This window comes from Flavobacterium filum DSM 17961, from assembly GCF_000425465.1.
Classification (GTDB): Bacteria; Bacteroidota; Bacteroidia; order Flavobacteriales; family Flavobacteriaceae; genus Flavobacterium; species Flavobacterium filum.
The window spans coordinates 81,928-99,585 of the sequence record NZ_AUDM01000004.1 but is presented as its reverse complement, the minus strand read 5'-3'; the positions used below and the strand labels follow the sequence as shown (position 1 = coordinate 99,585).

Annotated in this window: 18 protein-coding genes, 1 tRNA gene and 1 pseudogene; 13 read left to right on the top strand and 7 right to left on the bottom strand. The window is 33.3% G+C overall.

The window, feature by feature from the left end; translation table 11 throughout:
* Positions 1–13: 13 nt before the first annotated feature.
* Together H601_RS0101895 and H601_RS0101890 are read right to left on the bottom strand one after the other, a co-directional pair.
* Positions 14–655, bottom strand: coding sequence for a DUF1579 domain-containing protein (locus tag H601_RS0101895; RefSeq protein WP_026709936.1), 642 nt, complete (start codon positions 653–655; stop codon positions 14–16).
* A 48-nt stretch (positions 656–703) separates the two neighbouring features.
* Positions 704–2,266: a hypothetical protein gene (locus H601_RS0101890; protein WP_026709935.1), complete on the bottom strand. Its 1,563-nt coding sequence runs from the start codon at positions 2,264–2,266 to the stop codon at positions 704–706.
* Between the two features lie 126 nt (positions 2,267–2,392).
* Here H601_RS0101890 and H601_RS0101885 point away from each other — a divergent pair, with 126 nt between their 5' ends.
* The 5 genes from H601_RS0101885 (at position 2,393) to H601_RS0101865 (ending at position 5,167) form a co-directional block, all read left to right on the top strand.
* Positions 2,393–2,821: a PaaI family thioesterase gene (locus H601_RS0101885; RefSeq protein ID WP_026709934.1), complete on the top strand. Its 429-nt coding sequence runs from the start codon at positions 2,393–2,395 to the stop codon at positions 2,819–2,821.
* A 2-nt stretch (positions 2,822–2,823) separates the two neighbouring features.
* On the top strand, positions 2,824–3,849 hold the full coding sequence (locus tag H601_RS0101880) for a chorismate-binding protein (protein WP_051220626.1): 1,026 nt from the start codon (positions 2,824–2,826) through the stop codon (positions 3,847–3,849).
* The gene (gene bshB1 / locus H601_RS0101875) at positions 3,850–4,572 is read left to right on the top strand and encodes a bacillithiol biosynthesis deacetylase BshB1 (protein WP_026709932.1); all 723 of its coding nucleotides are present in this window, start codon (positions 3,850–3,852) and stop codon (positions 4,570–4,572) included.
* 63 nt (positions 4,573–4,635) lie between these two features.
* Positions 4,636–4,711: transfer RNA gene (locus tag H601_RS0101870), tRNA-His, on the top strand.
* A 123-nt stretch (positions 4,712–4,834) separates the two neighbouring features.
* Positions 4,835–5,167: a YegP family protein gene (locus H601_RS0101865; protein ID WP_026709931.1), complete on the top strand. Its 333-nt coding sequence runs from the start codon at positions 4,835–4,837 to the stop codon at positions 5,165–5,167.
* Positions 5,168–5,218: 51 nt separating this feature from the next.
* Here H601_RS0101865 and H601_RS0101860 read toward each other — a convergent pair whose 3' ends face one another.
* From H601_RS0101860 to H601_RS0101850, 3 genes are all read right to left on the bottom strand, one after another.
* The gene (locus H601_RS0101860; protein WP_026709930.1) at positions 5,219–5,950 is read right to left on the bottom strand and encodes a sulfite exporter TauE/SafE family protein; all 732 of its coding nucleotides are present in this window, start codon (positions 5,948–5,950) and stop codon (positions 5,219–5,221) included.
* Between the two features lie 75 nt (positions 5,951–6,025).
* Complete coding sequence (locus H601_RS0101855; RefSeq protein WP_026709929.1) at positions 6,026–7,048, bottom strand: M28 family metallopeptidase; 1,023 nt, start codon at positions 7,046–7,048, stop codon at positions 6,026–6,028.
* A 42-nt stretch (positions 7,049–7,090) separates the two neighbouring features.
* Positions 7,091–7,849: a dienelactone hydrolase family protein gene (locus tag H601_RS0101850; protein WP_026709928.1), complete on the bottom strand. Its 759-nt coding sequence runs from the start codon at positions 7,847–7,849 to the stop codon at positions 7,091–7,093.
* 232 nt (positions 7,850–8,081) lie between these two features.
* On the opposite strand from H601_RS0101850, the gene H601_RS0101845 reads away from it, so the two are divergent.
* The 8 genes and pseudogenes from H601_RS0101845 to trxA all read left to right on the top strand — a co-directional run bounded on the left by H601_RS0101845 (position 8,082) and on the right by trxA (position 15,577).
* Entirely contained in the window at positions 8,082–9,344 is a 1,263-nt protein-coding gene (locus H601_RS0101845; protein ID WP_026709927.1) for an NAD(P)/FAD-dependent oxidoreductase, read from the top strand.
* A 69-nt stretch (positions 9,345–9,413) separates the two neighbouring features.
* Positions 9,414–10,040 (top strand): Crp/Fnr family transcriptional regulator, encoded by a 627-nt coding sequence (locus H601_RS0101840; RefSeq protein ID WP_026709926.1) that lies wholly within the window; start codon positions 9,414–9,416, stop codon positions 10,038–10,040.
* A 63-nt stretch (positions 10,041–10,103) separates the two neighbouring features.
* Positions 10,104–10,907 (top strand): sulfite exporter TauE/SafE family protein, encoded by an 804-nt coding sequence (locus H601_RS0101835; protein ID WP_026709925.1) that lies wholly within the window; start codon positions 10,104–10,106, stop codon positions 10,905–10,907.
* 6 nt (positions 10,908–10,913) lie between these two features.
* Positions 10,914–11,894, top strand: coding sequence for a YeiH family protein (locus H601_RS0101830; protein WP_156900324.1), 981 nt, complete (start codon positions 10,914–10,916; stop codon positions 11,892–11,894).
* Between the two features lie 57 nt (positions 11,895–11,951).
* A pseudogene (locus H601_RS15055) lies at positions 11,952–13,364 on the top strand (MBL fold metallo-hydrolase).
* Between the two features lie 127 nt (positions 13,365–13,491).
* On the top strand, positions 13,492–14,895 hold the full coding sequence (locus tag H601_RS0101820) for an MBL fold metallo-hydrolase (RefSeq protein ID WP_026709923.1): 1,404 nt from the start codon (positions 13,492–13,494) through the stop codon (positions 14,893–14,895).
* A 10-nt stretch (positions 14,896–14,905) separates the two neighbouring features.
* A complete protein-coding gene (locus tag H601_RS0101815; RefSeq protein WP_035655369.1) occupies positions 14,906–15,268 on the top strand; it encodes a rhodanese-like domain-containing protein in 363 nt (120 codons plus the stop codon).
* Positions 15,269–15,280: 12 nt separating this feature from the next.
* Complete coding sequence (gene trxA, locus H601_RS0101810) at positions 15,281–15,577, top strand: thioredoxin (RefSeq protein WP_026709921.1); 297 nt, start codon at positions 15,281–15,283, stop codon at positions 15,575–15,577.
* A 1-nt stretch (position 15,578) separates the two neighbouring features.
* On the opposite strand, the gene H601_RS0101805 is transcribed toward trxA, so the two are convergent.
* Together H601_RS0101805 and H601_RS0101800 are read right to left on the bottom strand one after the other, a co-directional pair.
* A complete protein-coding gene (locus H601_RS0101805) occupies positions 15,579–16,349 on the bottom strand; it encodes a CotH family protein (protein ID WP_169628243.1) in 771 nt (256 codons plus the stop codon).
* Positions 16,330–17,652 carry a CotH kinase family protein gene (locus tag H601_RS0101800; protein ID WP_026709919.1) on the bottom strand — a complete coding sequence of 441 codons (1,323 nt, stop codon included), beginning with the start codon at positions 17,650–17,652 and terminating at the stop codon, positions 16,330–16,332. The genes H601_RS0101805 and H601_RS0101800 overlap by 20 nt, the downstream gene beginning before the upstream one ends.
* Positions 17,653–17,658 lie beyond the last annotated feature (6 nt).

The window sequence follows — 17,658 nt, the reverse complement described above, 5'->3', positions numbered from 1 at the left end:
ATTAAAAGTGAATTTATTTTTTTCGGGTCATTATGATTTCCATGCTTTTGTATTCTTTTCCGCTGTAATCCACATCAAACATTTCCATTTTTCGGGTGTTTTCATCTACAATTGTGTAGATTTCCCGAACCGCTTTTTCCTTTTTAGTAACCGGATCTACTGTAGTTCCTGAGAAATTTATGGTTTTAGTAGCTTCGTCATATTTTCCAGACATAATCATAATTCCTGTACTCATATTATCAATCCAAGTAGATGTATATTCTTGTGAAGCATTGTTATAAGCCAATATGCTTTTTCCTTCAAAAGGCATTCCCATAAAGTCACCTTTGTGAATTGTTTCCTGATAACGATCTCCATAAATCATTTTTGATTCAGCTGTCATCTTATTTTTCATTGGTTCTGCACCAGGTTCCATCCACATGGTCATTTCTTCATTCCATGTGCCGGATTCCATAGCCAACATTTTGTGAGGTTCGCCTGGTGTCATATAGTCATTCCATGCATTGGAAATTGTTGTTGAATCAGGAATAGTTACATTTGTTTCCTCAACTTTTGTTGTGTCTTTTACTGTTGAATTATCGGATTTAGTTTCTTCTTTTTTTCCACAAGAAACAAGCGAAATAATCGCAATTAGGGATAAAAATTTTAGTTTCATAATTTTACTGTTTTGTTAGGTTTGTCATGTAAAATTATGAAAATAACTTTAATCTTCTTCAAAAACCGTAGAATTATAGGCTCCCATATCTAGAGGAGGATTTCGAGGATTATTCAAAATATCAGGAAAAATTGAAAATAATGCATTAGCTTGGCCTTTTGCCGCCGAGTCATCACCAATATTCAATTTATTCTTCACAATATTTAAAAATCGTGGATTGGCAACTGAATTATTGGTTGCAATGATACAGTTTACATAATGAGTAGTATCTGTTGCGAATTGATAAAGTGGATTATCGCTATAAACATTATTAATATTATTGAACTTTATCAAACAATGATCAAATTTATAATTGAAAGTTGGATGGTCCTTTTTATTGATTAACATTTGCAATTGATTGGAACCATAAATAATACAATTCGTAAAAGTAGCTTCTTCCAACGGAAGTATTTCCGGATCAGCTCCTTCTATAAAATTATTTAAAAAAACGGAAACTTGTTTTGAGCTAGCCCAATTGTTATTAAATGTAGAATGATTGAAATTGTATTTTCCACCATACGAACAAGCTAAAGCAATTTGTCCCGCACTATTAATAACAACATTTTCACCTTTCATATATGCATTTCTGGCTAAAATTCCATAATTAGAATGATCATAAATTTGAACATTTTTGAGTTTTACATCTGCTTCTGAGTTAGATAAACCCGTATTTCCATCAATCAACAATCCAACTATACCATTTTTGATGATACAGTTTGTAAATTCATTGTTCTTACTTCCTTGTGTCAACCATATTGCTCCCCATTGACCGGGTACATCTTCATAAAGCGGTTCCAATCGATCACCCTGAAAAATGACATGATTTTGTAATGGATTTTCAGGATTATTTGAAATCTCTCCATTGACTTTTATACTTCCTTGGTCACCAATAATCAAAACTGATTCAGCATGAAAATGAATGCGTGCACCCGCTTCTACTACCAATGTTTTGTTGGCAGGTACAGCAGCATAACCATATATTACATACGGTTTTGTATTGTTCCAAATGTATTCATTTCCGTTGATTGGGTCGTTTTCATCTAAAAGAAATCCTCGAACCGGACTATCACCGATATTAATATTTTCATACGTTCCATCGTCAAAACGTTGCGGATAAAGAAAATAAGCATCTTGAATTAACGTAACCAATTCCACTTTTTGTTCAGTAGTTCCATTGCCAAAAAGAATTTGATCGGTATATAAAAAATCGGTCGGATTGGCTGCAGCAACATCAGCGGTGACTTCAATAAAAATGTACATACTGTCTTTAGCAAGCATCTCTACATTTTCAAAAATACGGTTGTTCCCAACTATTCCATCAACGGTCATGCGGTATTTAGAATCCAATCCTTTACCCAATCGAATAGAAGGAATGCTGATATTTTTATTGGAACGATTATATACTTTTAAGGTGTAGGTACTCGAGCCAATGTTTGTAAAAACGGTATCTAAATAAACGGTATCTTTTGAAAATTCTAGTCCGCCTTGACTGGGTTCAAATTCAAAATCGTTGCGACAAGAAGTTAAGGATATAGCTGAAATAATGAAAAATAAAAAAAGTAAATTACGCATGAGCCTGATTTTTGGTAAAATTAACCATTAAATTGAATTTGCAAAAACTAAATGGATAACGAAATTAAGAGAATTTTAGTTTATGCACCTCCGAAAAATCTTTATTTTTACCAAAAAAAAACAATAATGACTCTAGATAAAGCTCAAATACTTCAAAATTGTAATGAATTCAGTAAAAACACCTTAATGGAAACCCTTGAAATTGAGTTTATTGATGTAGGAGAAGATTTTTTAAAAGCCAAAATGCCGGTAAATTCACGCATTCATCAACCCATGGGATTGTTACACGGAGGAGCTTCGGTTGCCTTAGCAGAAAGTGTTGGAAGTGCAGCTTCGATGTTGTTTGTAAATGCCGAAAAACAAGAAGTGCGTGGAATTGAAATTTCAGCCAATCATTTACGAAGTAAACGAGAAGGAACTGTTTTTGCAACCGCTAAAATTATTCACCAAGGAAGAAGTATTCATTTGTGGGAAATAAAAATTGAAGATGAAGAAGGAAAACTAATCTGTCTTTGCAAATTGTCAAACATTGTTTTACCTAAAAAGACTTCTTAACGATGGCAATTTTGTCTAAAGTTAAAATGCAGTTGGAACAAAATTTACCTTTTGTTTTGTATGTTCTTCCAAATCAAACTAAACTTTGTGGATTGTTTCAAAAGGACAATTCTATTCACGATTTTATAGGTCAAAGTGGATTTGTTTTTGCTTCCTTTGATGATAATAAAAAATATGTAATTCCTTCAGAAAGTTCATATTCTATTGAAGAAGAATTTAGTTTTGATGCTGTAAATCAGTCTGAAGTTTTGATGAATTATTCAGAAAATGAAAAGAAGCATTTTGAAGATATTGTTCAAAAAGCTGTAAATTCAATTCAAAAAGGCGACTTTGAAAAAGTGGTTCTTTCTAGAAAAATTGAAATGGAAAAGAAAGTTGATTTGATTGAAACTTTTTTGCGTTTAGTCAATCGTTATCCAACTGCTTTTCGTTCATTATTTTATCATCCGCAAATTGGTTGTTGGATGGGAGCCACACCTGAACAATTGATTAAAGTCGAAAACAATCATTTTGAAACCGTATCATTGGCCGGAACGCATCAAAAAAGTAGTTTTGAAAAATGGTCGTCAAAAGAAATTCAAGAACAACAAATTGTGACTGATTATATTTTGGATAGTTTGCATAGAGAAGTGCTTTCTTTGAAAGTTAGCGAACCATTTACGGTGGAAGCCGGTTCGTTAGTTCATCTAAAAACCATTATCACTGGCGATGTTCATTCGATAGAAAACACCAAAAATATCATTCAAAATTTACATCCAACGCCGGCAGTTTGCGGTTTTCCAAAAGAAAAAGCATTACAATTTATCAATGAAAATGAAGGTTACGACCGAAAATTTTATGCCGGTTATTTAGGTTTATGGAATGAACAGGAAGCATCTGCCAATCTTTTTGTAAATTTACGTTGTTTAGAAGTTGAGGAAAATAAAATAAACATTTATGTCGGTTGCGGAATCACCGGTGAAAGCAACCCTGAAAAAGAATTTTTGGAAACCGAACATAAATCACAAATCATGAAAAGTATTTTATAAATGAATAATCAAGTTGATATTTTAGCATTTGGTGCTCATCCTGACGATGTAGAATTAGGTTGTGCCGGAACAATTGCCAAAGAAATTTCGTTAGGAAGAAAAGTTGGAATCATCGATTTAACAGAAGGCGAATTAGGCACACGAGGTTCGGTTGAAATTCGTTACAAAGAAGCCTCAAAAGCGTCTGAAATATTAGGTATTTCTGTTCGTGAAAACCTAAAAATGCGAGATGGCTTTTTCAAAAATGATGAAGAGCACCAAATGCAAGTGATAAAAATGATTCGAAAATACCGTCCGAAAATTGTGTTGTGTAATGCAGTCGACGACCGTCATATCGATCACGGAAAAGGAGCAAAATTGGTTTCTGATGCTTGTTTTTTATCCGGATTAAAACGAATTGAAACCGTTTTGAATGGCGAAAAACAAGAAGCATGGCGACCAAATGTTGTTTATCATTACATACAATGGAAAGATTTAAAACCGGATTTTGTGGTGGATATAACAGGATTTATGGATAAAAAAGTACAAGCAATTATGGCGTATGATTCTCAATTTTATAATCCAAATTCTGACGAAATGGTTACGCCAATTGCTACCAAAAACTTTTTAGACAGCATAAAATACCGTTCGCAAGACTTAGGAAGACTCATCGGAACTGATTTTGCTGAAGGGTTTACTGTTGAAAGATATGTGGCTGTCAACAGCTTAGAAGATTTAATGTAAATTATTGTAAAAATCTTTGTAAAATTAAAGGTTTACACTATATTTGCACTCGCAAAATCAAATGGTGATTGTAGCTCAGTTGGTTAGAGCGTCGGATTGTGGTTCCGAAGGTCGCGGGTTCGAGACCCGTCTTTCACCCAGAAATGCAAAGCTTCGAGGAAACTCGGAGCTTTTTTTGTTTGATTATAAATATGGTAACTATTTTTTCGATTCGAAAGATTTTTTTTGTACCTTTAAATGTCAAATTTTAATTAGAAAAATTATGGGATCATTTGTAATCAGTAAAAGAAAAAACGGAGAATTTCAGTTTGTCTTAAAAGCCGGAAACGGTCAAGTTATTTTAGCAAGCGAGGGCTATACTACCAAAGCAGCATGTGAAAACGGAATTGAATCTGTTCGTAAGAATTCGCAAGTTGACGCACGTTTTGATCGTTTAGAAGCAAAAAATGGAAAGCCTTATTTCAATTTGAAGGCCACAAACGGACAAATTATTGGGAATAGTGAAATGTATGAATCGGTTGCCGCTCGTGATAACGGGATTGCTTCTGTTGCTAAAAATGCACCGGATGCTACTGTAAAAGAAGAATTAGAATAATATATATCATTATACATTTGAAATGAGAAGCTCTGAATAATCAGGGCTTTTTTATTTCAAACTTTGATAAAGTGAAAATATTCCAATCAAGAAAATTAGAACAAGAGCAATTTTTTTAAATCTTTCCTGTGGAATTTTTTCCAAAAGTTTTTGTCCCAACCAACTGCCAATAAAACCAATGATAAATAAATAGGGGATGTACATCAAAATGTCTTTTGTAATGTATCCGTTGTCATAGTAAACAAAAGTTCTTGTAAGATCAATCATCATATCAATTGATGCGGAGGTGGCAACAAATACACTTTTTTCTAAATTAAATGCCGCCATTGTCAAGCCTCTAATTGCACCACCGGTTCCAATTAAACCAGCTGAAAATCCTGAAATTGCACCTCCTAAAACAGTTTCCTTTCTTCTAGGAGGAATGATAAGTTTGTCTTTTACCAAAAAAAGTAAACTTAGCGAAATAAGAAAAAAACCAAGCGAGATTTCTAATAGTTGACTATTAAAAAATGAACTTAAATATCCACCAATAATTACAAAAATAACGGATGGAATGCCCATTTGTAGAATCAGTTTTTTATCTAAACCTTTACGAAACAAATAGATTTTAGATATGTTACTAGATAAATGAAATACAGCCGTAATTCCCAAAACGGTATGAAAATCGAAAAATAGGGTTGCAAATGGCACAAAAAATACTGAAGAACCAAATCCACCAATTGTGCCTATTATTTCTGCAAATAAAGTGAGTAACAAAAATAATAGAAGTGTACTATTATCCATAACTGTAAATTCTTCCTTAAAGTTACAAAAAAAACACATTCCCTAAGAAATGCGTTTTAAGTATTTTAAATTGAATTACTTTCCATCTTTATCAACCTTTGGTCGTTCAGGAGTATTGGCTAATTCCCAAGCCACAGCAAAAGCTAATTTTGTTCGTTTGGTTAACAAAGGATAATCAATTTTATCTGGTGTATCGGTTGGTTTGTGATAATCATCATGAACGCCGTTAAAATAAAAAATTGCCGGAATACCTTTCTTAGCAAAGTTGTAATGGTCAGAACGGTAATAAAATCGATTTGGGTCATTCAAATCGTTGTATTTATAATCCAATTCCATTCCGATGTATTTGGTGTTGGCTTCTTCGGAAATTCGATGTAAATCACTACTTAATCGGTCTGAACCAATTACATACACATAATTATCATTGTTTTCCTTTTCATAGCCTCTTCTTCCAATCATATCAATATTGATGTTGGTTATGGTATTGGCAATAGGGAACAATGGATTTTCTGCATAAAATCGAGAACCATGTAAACCATGTTCTTCACCGGTTACGTGTAAAAACAAAATAGAACGTCGAGGACCATTACCGGCTTTTTTTGCTTTTTGAAAAGCAGCAGCAATTTCTAATAAAGCAACCGTTCCAGAACCATCATCATCAGCACCGTTATAGACTTCTCCATTTTTCATACCAACGTGGTCATAATGAGCTGAAATTACTAGAATTTCATCCTTTTTATCCGTTCCTTCAATAAATGCCCAAATGTTTTCTGAATCACCCAATTTTGGACTAAATTGTGTTTTGAAAAATTCTGAAGGGATAGGTTGATAAAAAGTTGAAGCACCTTTTGGAAAAGAAATTCCCATTGCTTTATATTGTTGAATCAGATATTCACCTGCTTTCTTTTGTCCCGGTTCACCTGTATTTCTTCCTTCCATTTGATCAGAGGCAACAATATAGAGGTGTTTACTTAAATTTTCAGCTTTGATTTCGGAAAGATATTTTTCCGGAGTAACTTCTTTTGATGAATTTTTGTTAGAAGAACATCCAACCAATAATAGTGCGATTAAAGATGCACTTAAAAGGTATTTTTTCATTTTTTGATTAATTAATAGATGGACAAAAATAACAAAGTTAGCTTACAAAACCTCTTTTAAAAAGGATAAAAAATGCTCAAAAGAACGTTTGTCTGCAGTTTCATTATATGCTGCTCCTCTAGAATTATCATTTCCGGCTTTTTTATTGGTAAACGAATGAACAGCTCCTGAATAATAAATCATTTGCCAATCGGCTTTGGATTCTTTCATTTCTTGTTGAAAAGCCAACACTTCTTTTTCCGGAACAAAAGGATCATCGGCACCATGTAGTACTAAAACTTTAGCTTTTATTTCAGTTATTTTTCTATCTGAAGCTTTTCCTAAACCTCCATGAAAAGAAACGACTCCTTTTACATTCATTCCGGCTCGGGCGACCTCGATAGCACCTGTGCCTCCAAAACAATAGCCAATAACAACAATGTTGTTTTTATTTGCTCCATTTTTTATTAATTGATCCAAAGCCAATTGAATTCTTCGATGATAATCCGCTACATTATTTTTGTAGAAACCGGCTTGTTGTCCCGCTTCTTTTGAATTGGTAGGATAATTTCCTTCCCCATAAATATCAGCAATAAAAGCATGATAGCCCAATTTAGCTAAATTTTGAGCCACTTCTTTTGCGTGATCATCAATTCCCATCCAGGCCGGAAGAATTAAAATTCCGGGTTGATTAGCTATTGATTTAGACGGTGAAATGACAAAACCATTTAATTTTTGATTGCCATCTTGATAGGAAATTGGTTTTAGCTGAGCATTCATTTTGAATGATAACAATAGCAACAGAAGAACAACTTTTTTCATCTTTATTTTTTTGGTTAAAGTACAAAAAGTTTAACATTCAATGTTGGATAATTTTTTATTTTAACATTTAAAGGGAATAGATAAATAGTATAAAAAACATAATTTTTTCACCAACAAATTAAACAAAATAAAAAAATGACATTTATTTATTGCTAATTTAATTGAAATGTAACAAAAGTTACAAAATTAAATGAACAGCTTATCTAGTTTTACCAAACTAAATCAACTAGGTATGAAATCACATCAACAAATTTTGATTATTGGGGGCGGAACTGCCGGAATTATGACAGCGGCTCAATTAATGAAAAAAAATAATGCGTTATCTATTTCTATAATAGAACCATCAGAAAAACATTATTATCAACCGGCTTTTACATTAGTAGGAGCAGGGACTTATGATTATAAAAAAACAATACGTTATACAAAAGATTTAATTCCAAAAGGTGTTAATTGGATTAAGGATTTTGCAGTAGAAATTAATCCGGATTCAAAAGAGGTTAGTACAAAAAACTCAGGTAATTTGACTTATGATATCTTGGTAGTTGCAACCGGATTAGTGAATGACTTAGATGGAATTGAAGGTCTTAGAGAAGGACTTGAAAAAGGAGTCGTGTGCAGTAATTATGTTGACCCTAATAAAACATGGGAATTGCTGCAAAAATTTGAAGGAGGTAATGCCGTGTTTACTCAACCCACCACACCCATTAAATGTGGAGGAGCTCCTCAAAAAGCAGCTTATATGGCTGCGGATTATTTTAAGAAAAGAGGAATTTCAAATAAAACCAATATCGTATATGCGACTCCGGGTTCTGTTATTTTTGGGGTGAAAATTATTGCTGATGCCTTGATGAAGGTTATCGGAAATTACAACATTCATCTAAAAACGTTTTATGCTCCGATAAAAATTGATGCTACACAAAAAATTGTTTATTTCAAGGAAGTGAGCACAGGTGAAAATAAGTGTGTGGTAAATGAAAATAATATTCTGCGTGAAAAGCATACCGGAAATGAAATTATGGAAATTCCGTTTGATTTCTTGCATTTAGCACCTCCTCAAGCTCCACCTGCTTTTATCAAAAATTCAATTTTAGTGAATCAAGCCGGATGGTTGGATGTGAATATAAATACATTACAACACAATCAACACACAACTATTTTTGGTTTAGGAGATGTTGCCGGATTACCAACAGCAAAGACAGGTGCAGCTATTCGTAAACAAGTGCCGGTTGTTGTAGATAATATTTTAAAAGTATTAAAAAATCAAACTGCTGATAATCAAGGCTACTTGGGCTATTCTTCTTGTCCTTTGGTTGTTGGTTACGGAAAAATGATTTTAGCTGAATTTAATTATAAAAATGAATTTACTCCGGATCCAAAGTTGAAACAAATGCTTGTGTTTACTAGTAATAAACCACATTGGCGTTTATGGTTCTTAAAAAAATATATGCTGCCACATTTGTATTGGAATAAAATGATGAAAGGAGAAAATGTGTAAGACAATAAAAAAGACCCGTAGGATTTTCAATTTTTATTTTCCTAAATTTACAGTTGAATAATTTTACACATGAAAGAACTACTCCAAAAAACATACGGATTTGTATTTGAAGAAAAATTAATTGAAGAAATAGCTTCTGTTTCCTTACTTCGGGATTTTGAAGAAGGTGATATTTTGATTGACTTTGGCGATTATATCAAAAAAATGCCATTGTTGTTAGAAGGTGCAATTAAGATTTTAAGAGAAGATTTTGATGAAGGTGAATTGCTTTTGTATTTTATCGAAAAAGGCGACACGTGTGCCATGACAATGGCCTGTTGCATGGGCGAAACAAAAAGTGAAATTCGGGCCGTTGCAGAAACCAAAGGAAAAGTGATTATGATTCCGGTGTATAAAATGGAAGAATGGCTCGGAAAATACAAAAGCTGGAGAAATTATGTTTTTAATAGTTATAACAATCGTTTGAAGGAAATGTTGAACGCCATTGATAACTTGGCTTTTATGAATATGGATGAGCGATTAATCAGCTATTTACAAGACAAATCAAAAATTGTACATTCCAAAGAAATTCATACTACCCATCAAGAAATTGCGTATGATTTGCATACTTCAAGAGTCGTAATTTCCAGATTGTTGAAAGCATTAGAAAAAGAAGGAAGAATAAAACTGCATCGAGCTTCTATCGAATTGAATTAAGTTGAGTATCAAAAGTTACATTTCTATCCGCTAAACTCCTTTACATTTGACAAAAAATTTAAAATGGAAATCACTCAACTTATTGGTTATTTATTAGCGGTTTTAGTCGGTGTTTCGTTAGGACTAATTGGGAGTGGAGGTTCTATATTAACCGTTCCGATATTAGTTTACATCATGGCTGTTGAACCAGTTTTAGCTACTGCTTATTCCTTATTTATTGTTGGTTCAACCGCTTTGGTTGGTGGAATTCAAAATGCTTTACTCAAAAAAGTTGATTTTAAAACAGTGCTCATTTTTGGAATCCCGTCTATTGGTGCAGTGTATTTAACACGTGCTTTTCTTGTGCCATTTATACCAGAAGTACTATTTACAATTGGTGATTTTAGTTTTACAAAACCCATCGCTTTAATGCTTTTATTTGCTGTTGTGATGATTATGGCCTCTGTTTCTATGATTAAACCATCCAAAGTGAAAAGCGATGAAAATGTTTCAATAAATTATAATCTACCCATGATTTTTTTGGAAGGAACAGTAGTTGGTGTTTTAACCGGATTAGTAGGTGCCGGAGGTGGATTTTTGATTATTCCTGCATTGGTTTTATTGGCCAAAATGCCAATGAAATTAGCAGTAGGCACATCCTTATTTATCATTGCCGCAAAATCATTAATTGGATTTTTAGGAGATTTAAAAGGAACTCAGGCAATCGATTGGCACCTGTTATTTTACTTTACTTTAGCTTCAATTATTGGTATTTTCATTGGCATTTTTCTATCCAAAAAAATCGATGGAAACAAACTGAAAACCGGTTTTGGTTGGTTTGTACTTTTGATGGGAATTTATATTATTCTAAAAGAATTAGTTTTATAATTGCAAATGATTTCAAAAGAAACCTATCCCGGAATTTTGTTTACACTGTTCATTGCCACTTTTGCATGGATTGTTTGCTTGATTTTTCCTTTTTTAAATAGCATTTTAATGGGCTTACTGTTCGGAATCATCATTGGGAATTTTTTTAAACTTCCAGCTCCATTTTCATCGGGAATTAGTATCTCGGGTTCAAAAGTGTTAGAATTTTCCATTCTTTTTTTAGCGGTTGGAATTAATTATACTTATATGGGAAAAATTGGTTGGGAAAGTTTCTTGTTGGTAGGAATTGTTGTTTTCCTGGCACTCATTTTCAGTGTTTTTCTATCCAAAAAAATGAATTGTCCCAGCACAGTAGGATGGATGGTTGGTTTTGGAACCGCTATTTGTGGATCAAGTGCCATTGCAGCTTTGGCTCCAAGTTTGAAAAACAATAAAGAAGAAACCGGAATCGCATTGGCTGTTGTAAATCTTTTTGGTACACTTGGCATGTTGTTTTTACCTGTTTTAATTGGATTATTTTCATTGTCAACCACAGAAATTAGCCTACTTCTTGGTGGAACTTTGCATTCCGTTGGAAATGTTGCCGGAGCCGCATTTGCAGTTTCTGATGCTGTTGGTGAGCAAGCCATAACCATTAAATTGGCTAGAGTAGCTCTATTGTCACCGGGATTAATATTTTTTAATTTTCTTACTCGAGATAAAAACGCGACTAAAAATTGGAAAAGTTATTTTCAATTGCCTTGGTATTTATGGGGTTTCATTCTCATTACTATTTTGGTTTCCATTTTTCCCGTTACCGATTCTGTTTTGAAATTTTCATCAGAAACCGGAAAAATTCTCTTAACCATTGCCATGACAGCCATCGGATTGAAAGTTAGTTTTTCCGCTTTAATCCAATCCGGAAAAAAAGGATTATTTTACGGATTACTAATTTTCTTATTTCAAATTTCCCTCATTCTTTTGGGTATATTTTTTCTAAAGAACTGATAAATATCATTTTATACCATTTTATTGTCAACTATTTTTATCAAAATTTTTAAAAAGATGAAAGTAGAACAAATTTACACCGGTTGCATTGCTCATGCAGCTTATTATTTGGAAAGTAATAGCGAAGCGGCTATTTATGACCCTTTACGTGAAGTACAGCCTTACATTGATAGAGCAAAAAAAGACAATGCTAAAATCAAATATGTTTTTGAAACCCATTTTCATGCCGATTTTGTTTCAGGCCATTTGGATTTAGCCCAAAAAGAAGGAGCAAAAATTGTGTACGGACCCACCGCAAAACCGGGTTTTGAAGCTTTAGTAGCCGAAGATAATCAAGAATTTAAAGTGGGAAATTATACCGTAAAAGTTTTATACACACCCGGGCATACCTTAGAAAGTACAACTTATTTGTTGATTGACGAAAAAGGGAAAGAACACGGAATTATCTCTGGCGATACTTTATTTATTGGTGATGTTGGCCGTCCGGATTTGGCTCAACACGTGATTGCCGATTTAACGTAAGAAAAATTAGCCCGAATGTTGTTTCATTCGTTGCGAAATAAAATTATGCCTTTATCCGATGAATTGATAGTTTATCCCAATCACGGTGCAGGTTCAGCTTGTGGAAAAATGATGAGTAAAGAAACAACCGATACTTTAGGCAATCAAAAGAAAACCAATTATGCCTTGCGTCCGGATATGACCGAAGATGAATTTGTAAAAGAATTGCTCACCGGATTAACGACACCACCAGGGTATTTTCCTAAAAATGTGTTGATGAATATTCAAGGATACGAAAGTTTGGATACGATTATGGAACGAGGAAATAAAGCTCTTTCTTTAGATGAATTTGAAAAATTATCAACCTCTTTAGAAGTTTTACTTTTAGATACGCGTCGAGCAGAAGATTTTGCCAAAGGTTTTATTCCAAACAGTTTAAATATTGGTTTGGAAAGTAATTTTGCCATGTGGGTAGGCGAGTTGATACCAAATATCAAACAAAAAATTGTATTGATAACCTATCCCGGAAAAGAAGAAGAAAGCATTATTCGTCTTTCAAGAGTTGGATATGATTATGCAATCGGCTACCTTGAAGGTGGATTTGAAACTTGGAAAAATTCAGGAATGCTAATCGACACGGTCAACCGAATAACTGCTGATCATTTAGAAAATGAATTAGAAAAAAATATTCCACTTATTGATGTGAGAAAGAAAAGTGAATTCAATGCCGAACATGTTTTGGACGCTATCAATATTCCGTTGAACGAATTAGCCAACCGATTAAATGAAATACCAAAAGGAAAACCATTTATTCTAAATTGTGCCGGAGGTTATAGAAGTATGATTGCGGCTTCCATCTTAAAACAAAATGGTTTTACCAATTTTAAAGATGTAATTGGCGGATTCAATGCTATCAAAAATGAAGGAATTCCAACAACAGAATTTGTTTGTCCTTCTACCTTATTGTAATTGCAATCATAAAATTTTGTCAAAGCCTAAACAGATTCGTTTGGGCTTTTTTTATTTTTTATCTTTGTAACTAATGTTACATCTTACTTTGAGAAAGAAATGTAATTTTACCCAAAATAATACGATTATGAAAATAGAACAAATTTATACCGGTTGTTTAGCTCAAGGAGCATATTATATTGAAAGTCAAGGTGAAATTGCGATTATAGATCCTTTGCGTGAAGTACAGCCTTATTTAGACAAAGCTGAAAAAGCCAATGGTAGGATTAAATATATTTTTGAAACGCATTTCCATGCCGATTTTGTGAGTGGGCATGTTACGTTAGCTGAAAAAACAGGTGCTCCAATTATTTTTGGGCCAAATGCTAATCCTTCTTTTAAAGCTCATATTGCAAAAGATGGTGAGGTTTTTCAATTGGGTGAAATAACCATTACGGTTTTGCACACTCCTGGACACACGATGGAAAGTACAACCTATTTATTAAAAGACAAAAACGGAAAAGATTACGCTATTTTTAGTGGGGATACACTTTTCCTTGGCGATGTTGGCCGTCCGGATTTAGCTCAAAAAGCAGCTTCTATGACACAAGAAGAACTAGCCGGTTTACTATTCGATAGTTTACGTACTAAGATTATGCCATTAGCAGATGAGGTAATTGTTTATCCTGCACACGGAGCCGGTTCAGCATGTGGAAAAAATTTAAGTAAAGAAACGGTTGGTACGATTGGCGAACAAAAAGAAACCAATTATGCCTTACGAGCCAACATGACAAAACATGAGTTTATCAAAGAAGTTACCGATGGATTATTGCCACCACCAGCGTACTTTCCGATGAATGTAAAATTGAATAAAGAAGGTTACGAAAATGTTGAAAACATCATCAAAGAAGCACAAGCTTTTGAACCCAATGTTTTTGAAACGGTTGCTAATGACACTGATGCATTAGTATTAGATGTTCGTCACCAGGATGATTTTGCAAAAGGTCATATTCCAAAATCTATTTTTATTGGCATTGATGGACAATTTGCTCCATGGGTTGGTGCATTGATTTTAGATTACAAACAGCCTATTTTGCTAGTAACACCAGAAGGTAGAGAAGAGGAAACGATTACTCGTTTGGCTCGGGTTGGATATGACAATACGATTGGTTATTTGAAAGGTGGCTTTGCAGCTTGGAAAAAGGCCGGAATGGAATATGACACGGTTACTTCAGTTGATGCTACTGTTTTAGAAGAAAAAATAAATGAAAATGCATTGGTTTTTGACGTTCGCAAACCGGGCGAATATGCTTCTGAACACATTGTTGATGTTCCATCCACTCCTTTAGACTTTTTGAATGAACATTTAAGCGAATTTCCAAAAGAAAAAGATTTTTATGTGCATTGTGCCGGCGGTTACCGGAGTATGATTGCTTCATCTATTTTAAAAGCTAGAGGTTATCACAATGTTATTGATGTAAAAGGTGGTTTTGCCGCTATTAAAAATACCGGAATTTCAAGAACCGCTTATGTTTGTCCTAGTACTTTATAATTGAAAAAATATGAAAAAAATAGTTTTAGTGTTGCTTGCTTTTGTTTCAATCGCTTGTCAATCGCAACAAAATCCTAAAGTGAAAGTACTTCCTGCGAAAGAATACAAAACACTAATTTCAAAAGAAAAGGTGCAATTAGTTGATGTAAGAACACCCGGTGAATATTCGGCTGGAGCAATATTCGGAGCGGTTAACATTGATGTAACAAATGATGCCGTTTTTGAAAAAGAAATTCAAAAATTAGACAAATCAAAACCGGTTTATATTTATTGCAGAAGTGGTGCCAGAAGTCAAAAGGCAGCCAAAAAAATGTCTGAAATGGGTTTTACTTCAATCATAGATTTACAAGGTGGTTACATGGCTTGGAATTAAATATAGAATAAAATGGCAACTTTTCAAGAATTGATACAATCAGAAAAACCTGTTTTGGTTGATTTTTTTGCCACGTGGTGTGGTCCATGTCAACAATTGGCTCCTATTCTAAAAGAAGTGAAAGACGAATTGGGTGACAACGTTAGCATATTAAAAATTGATGTAGATAAAAATCAACAATTAGCAGCACAATACCAAGTGAGAGGAGTTCCCACCATGTTACTGTTTAAAAACGGTAAGCAGGTTTGGCGACAATCGGGATTGGTTTTTAAAAATGATTTAGTTAGGGAAATAAAGAATTATTTTTAAATTATTCAATTATAAGTTTCTTCATTACATTGTCTTTTTCTGAAATAATATTAACAAAATAAGTACCTTTTGAAAGATAAGAAACATCTACTTTTTGAAACTTATTTTCAAGTATATATTTTTTAATAATTTTACCAGTTAAGTCATAAATGAATAAAGAAATAGATTCGTACTCAGTTATATTTTCAGAACGAATATAAAATGATTCATTTGTTGGATTGGGATATAAATTGATTTTTTCAACATTTATATCTGACAATGATAGAGAACAATTCGTCAAATCACCTGGTAAATTATTGTCTAACCAATTCATTCTGGTTGTTATCCAATTCTTGAATTTTATAATTTGTCCTTCAAAAGTAGTAGGGTCATTCTCCAATTCAGGCGTTCCCGTATTGATTCCTAGATTTCCCCAACGTTCAAATTGTCTTGCTTGTGCTTGTTGTAAAAAGGAAGCATTTGAATCGATATAAGCATTTAGTGCAGTTTCACTCAAAAGTGTTTGACGTAAGTTATGCCATCTGCATTTTAATTCATTTTGAAAAGCTGGATCTTGCAGCAGGCGAACAAACCAACCGGTAGAATTATTATCGGGATTACAATCATTTATCAAATGTGCCCAACCGGAACCATCTGTTGTAGCCAATATTCCACATTCATTAATGTTTTTCCAGGCCCAATCAAAATCCCACACTGGTCCGGCTTTTAATTTGGCCAATTGATTATTACTGTTTTTATCTTTATGAAAATAACTACTTTTTTTTGAAACCATCGTTATTTCTGGATAATTCATTAATAATAAAATAATCGATAAATGAATTTGTATCCATATATTTTCGATAACCATCTGTTAAAGAAGTAAAGTTTGGACTATACAAAGCAGTTTCAAAATCGTTAATAAAAGACTGAATATAAGCTTGCTGTTGTGCACTAATATCCTCCGGTTTCGGATAGTGATAAACCAATCGAACATCTAATTCAGGATGGTCAATTGGACTATAATTCAATTGCCAACTATCATTTTGATTCCATAAATCATTTTTTAAAATATACCCACCGGTTAAGTCAAGTCCTGTGTTTTCATCGGGGTCTAACTTGGCAATATTGACGCGATTATTATCTCTTTTGATACTTTCCATCCAAATATAAACTCCTTGATATGTTCCATTTATAACAACTTCACAAAATTTATGTCGAGCAGCATAATGTCCCATATTTTGAAATAGTGAATAAGCAAGTGTATTTCGCATAAAGGCTTTGTCATTATAACTGGCAATCAATACCCAATCATGTTCTTCCGGCATACCAAAAACCGAAACATCTGATTCTTGAAATGATGCATCAAGCGTTTCAATTTTAAATGGCTTTTGTGGTAATGATTGAGAATAATTCCCTCTGTATTCTATATTTATATTTCCATTATATTCATTTGGTATATCAGTAATCATATTCATATTACCTTCTCCATTATAAATAATACCCATTGTTGCATTTATTTCCGGCTCATCTTGTATGGTCAATCCATTTGTATTGATAATTATTATTGGAAGATTGGAGGAAGTAAATACAAATGGAGTTGGAGCTTCCTCACCAAATGTGATTGACCAATTCAAAACTGAACCTGTATCAGCATCCGGATAGGTATCGATGATACGCAATATCCAAACTCCGTTACCGTTTTGATTATTATTAAAATTCCCTATTGTTTCTTGAGGCTTAAACTGACCCGTATAAGGTGGATTTCCTGAATTTATTGATATAGTAGCTGTTTGGTTTAAACAAGTGTTTGTAAAGTTATCTCCATCACCACCAATTCCAGAGAACAGATTAACCTGAGTACCGGATGGAGAAATTAGAAATACATTTAAGTCAGAATTCCAAGTATGAGTAATGTTCAAACAAACTTCTTTTAAGCCTAAGTTTGAAGATAAAGAATTTAATGAAACATCATTTACTGATAAATTAAAATTATTTGGTTGACCGTCATCCGTAATGTTTCCGATACTTCCGGAAAAAGTTTGACCATTTACTACAGTCAAAGCAAAAATTAATAGTAAAGTAAAATAAAGTCTCATTTGATT

What these genes read in the sequence shown, in the direction of transcription:
- H601_RS0101830 (WP_156900324.1), top strand. Translation starts at nt 10,914, where the DNA reads ATGATTTCAAAAGAAACCTATCCCGGAATTTTGTTTACACTGTTCATT.
- H601_RS0101820 (WP_026709923.1), top strand. Translation starts at nt 13,492, where the DNA reads ATGAAAATAGAACAAATTTATACCGGTTGTTTAGCTCAAGGAGCATAT.
- H601_RS0101885 (WP_026709934.1), top strand. Translation starts at nt 2,393, where the DNA reads ATGACTCTAGATAAAGCTCAAATACTTCAAAATTGTAATGAATTCAGT.
- trxA (WP_026709921.1), top strand. Translation starts at nt 15,281, where the DNA reads ATGGCAACTTTTCAAGAATTGATACAATCAGAAAAACCTGTTTTGGTT.
- H601_RS0101800 (WP_026709919.1), bottom strand. Translation starts at nt 17,652, where the DNA reads ATGAGACTTTATTTTACTTTACTATTAATTTTTGCTTTGACTGTAGTA.
- bshB1 (WP_026709932.1), top strand. Translation starts at nt 3,850, where the DNA reads ATGAATAATCAAGTTGATATTTTAGCATTTGGTGCTCATCCTGACGAT.
- H601_RS0101845 (WP_026709927.1), top strand. Translation starts at nt 8,082, where the DNA reads ATGAAATCACATCAACAAATTTTGATTATTGGGGGCGGAACTGCCGGA.
- H601_RS0101880 (WP_051220626.1), top strand. Translation starts at nt 2,824, where the DNA reads ATGGCAATTTTGTCTAAAGTTAAAATGCAGTTGGAACAAAATTTACCT.
- H601_RS0101850 (WP_026709928.1), bottom strand. Translation starts at nt 7,849, where the DNA reads ATGAAAAAAGTTGTTCTTCTGTTGCTATTGTTATCATTCAAAATGAAT.
- H601_RS0101895 (WP_026709936.1), bottom strand. Translation starts at nt 655, where the DNA reads ATGAAACTAAAATTTTTATCCCTAATTGCGATTATTTCGCTTGTTTCT.
- H601_RS0101890 (WP_026709935.1), bottom strand. Translation starts at nt 2,266, where the DNA reads ATGCGTAATTTACTTTTTTTATTTTTCATTATTTCAGCTATATCCTTA.
- H601_RS0101840 (WP_026709926.1), top strand. Translation starts at nt 9,414, where the DNA reads ATGAAAGAACTACTCCAAAAAACATACGGATTTGTATTTGAAGAAAAA.
- H601_RS0101855 (WP_026709929.1), bottom strand. Translation starts at nt 7,048, where the DNA reads ATGAAAAAATACCTTTTAAGTGCATCTTTAATCGCACTATTATTGGTT.
- H601_RS0101835 (WP_026709925.1), top strand. Translation starts at nt 10,104, where the DNA reads ATGGAAATCACTCAACTTATTGGTTATTTATTAGCGGTTTTAGTCGGT.
- H601_RS0101865 (WP_026709931.1), top strand. Translation starts at nt 4,835, where the DNA reads ATGGGATCATTTGTAATCAGTAAAAGAAAAAACGGAGAATTTCAGTTT.
- H601_RS0101815 (WP_035655369.1), top strand. Translation starts at nt 14,906, where the DNA reads ATGAAAAAAATAGTTTTAGTGTTGCTTGCTTTTGTTTCAATCGCTTGT.
- H601_RS0101860 (WP_026709930.1), bottom strand. Translation starts at nt 5,950, where the DNA reads ATGGATAATAGTACACTTCTATTATTTTTGTTACTCACTTTATTTGCA.
- H601_RS0101805 (WP_169628243.1), bottom strand. Translation starts at nt 16,349, where the DNA reads ATGGTTTCAAAAAAAAGTAGTTATTTTCATAAAGATAAAAACAGTAAT.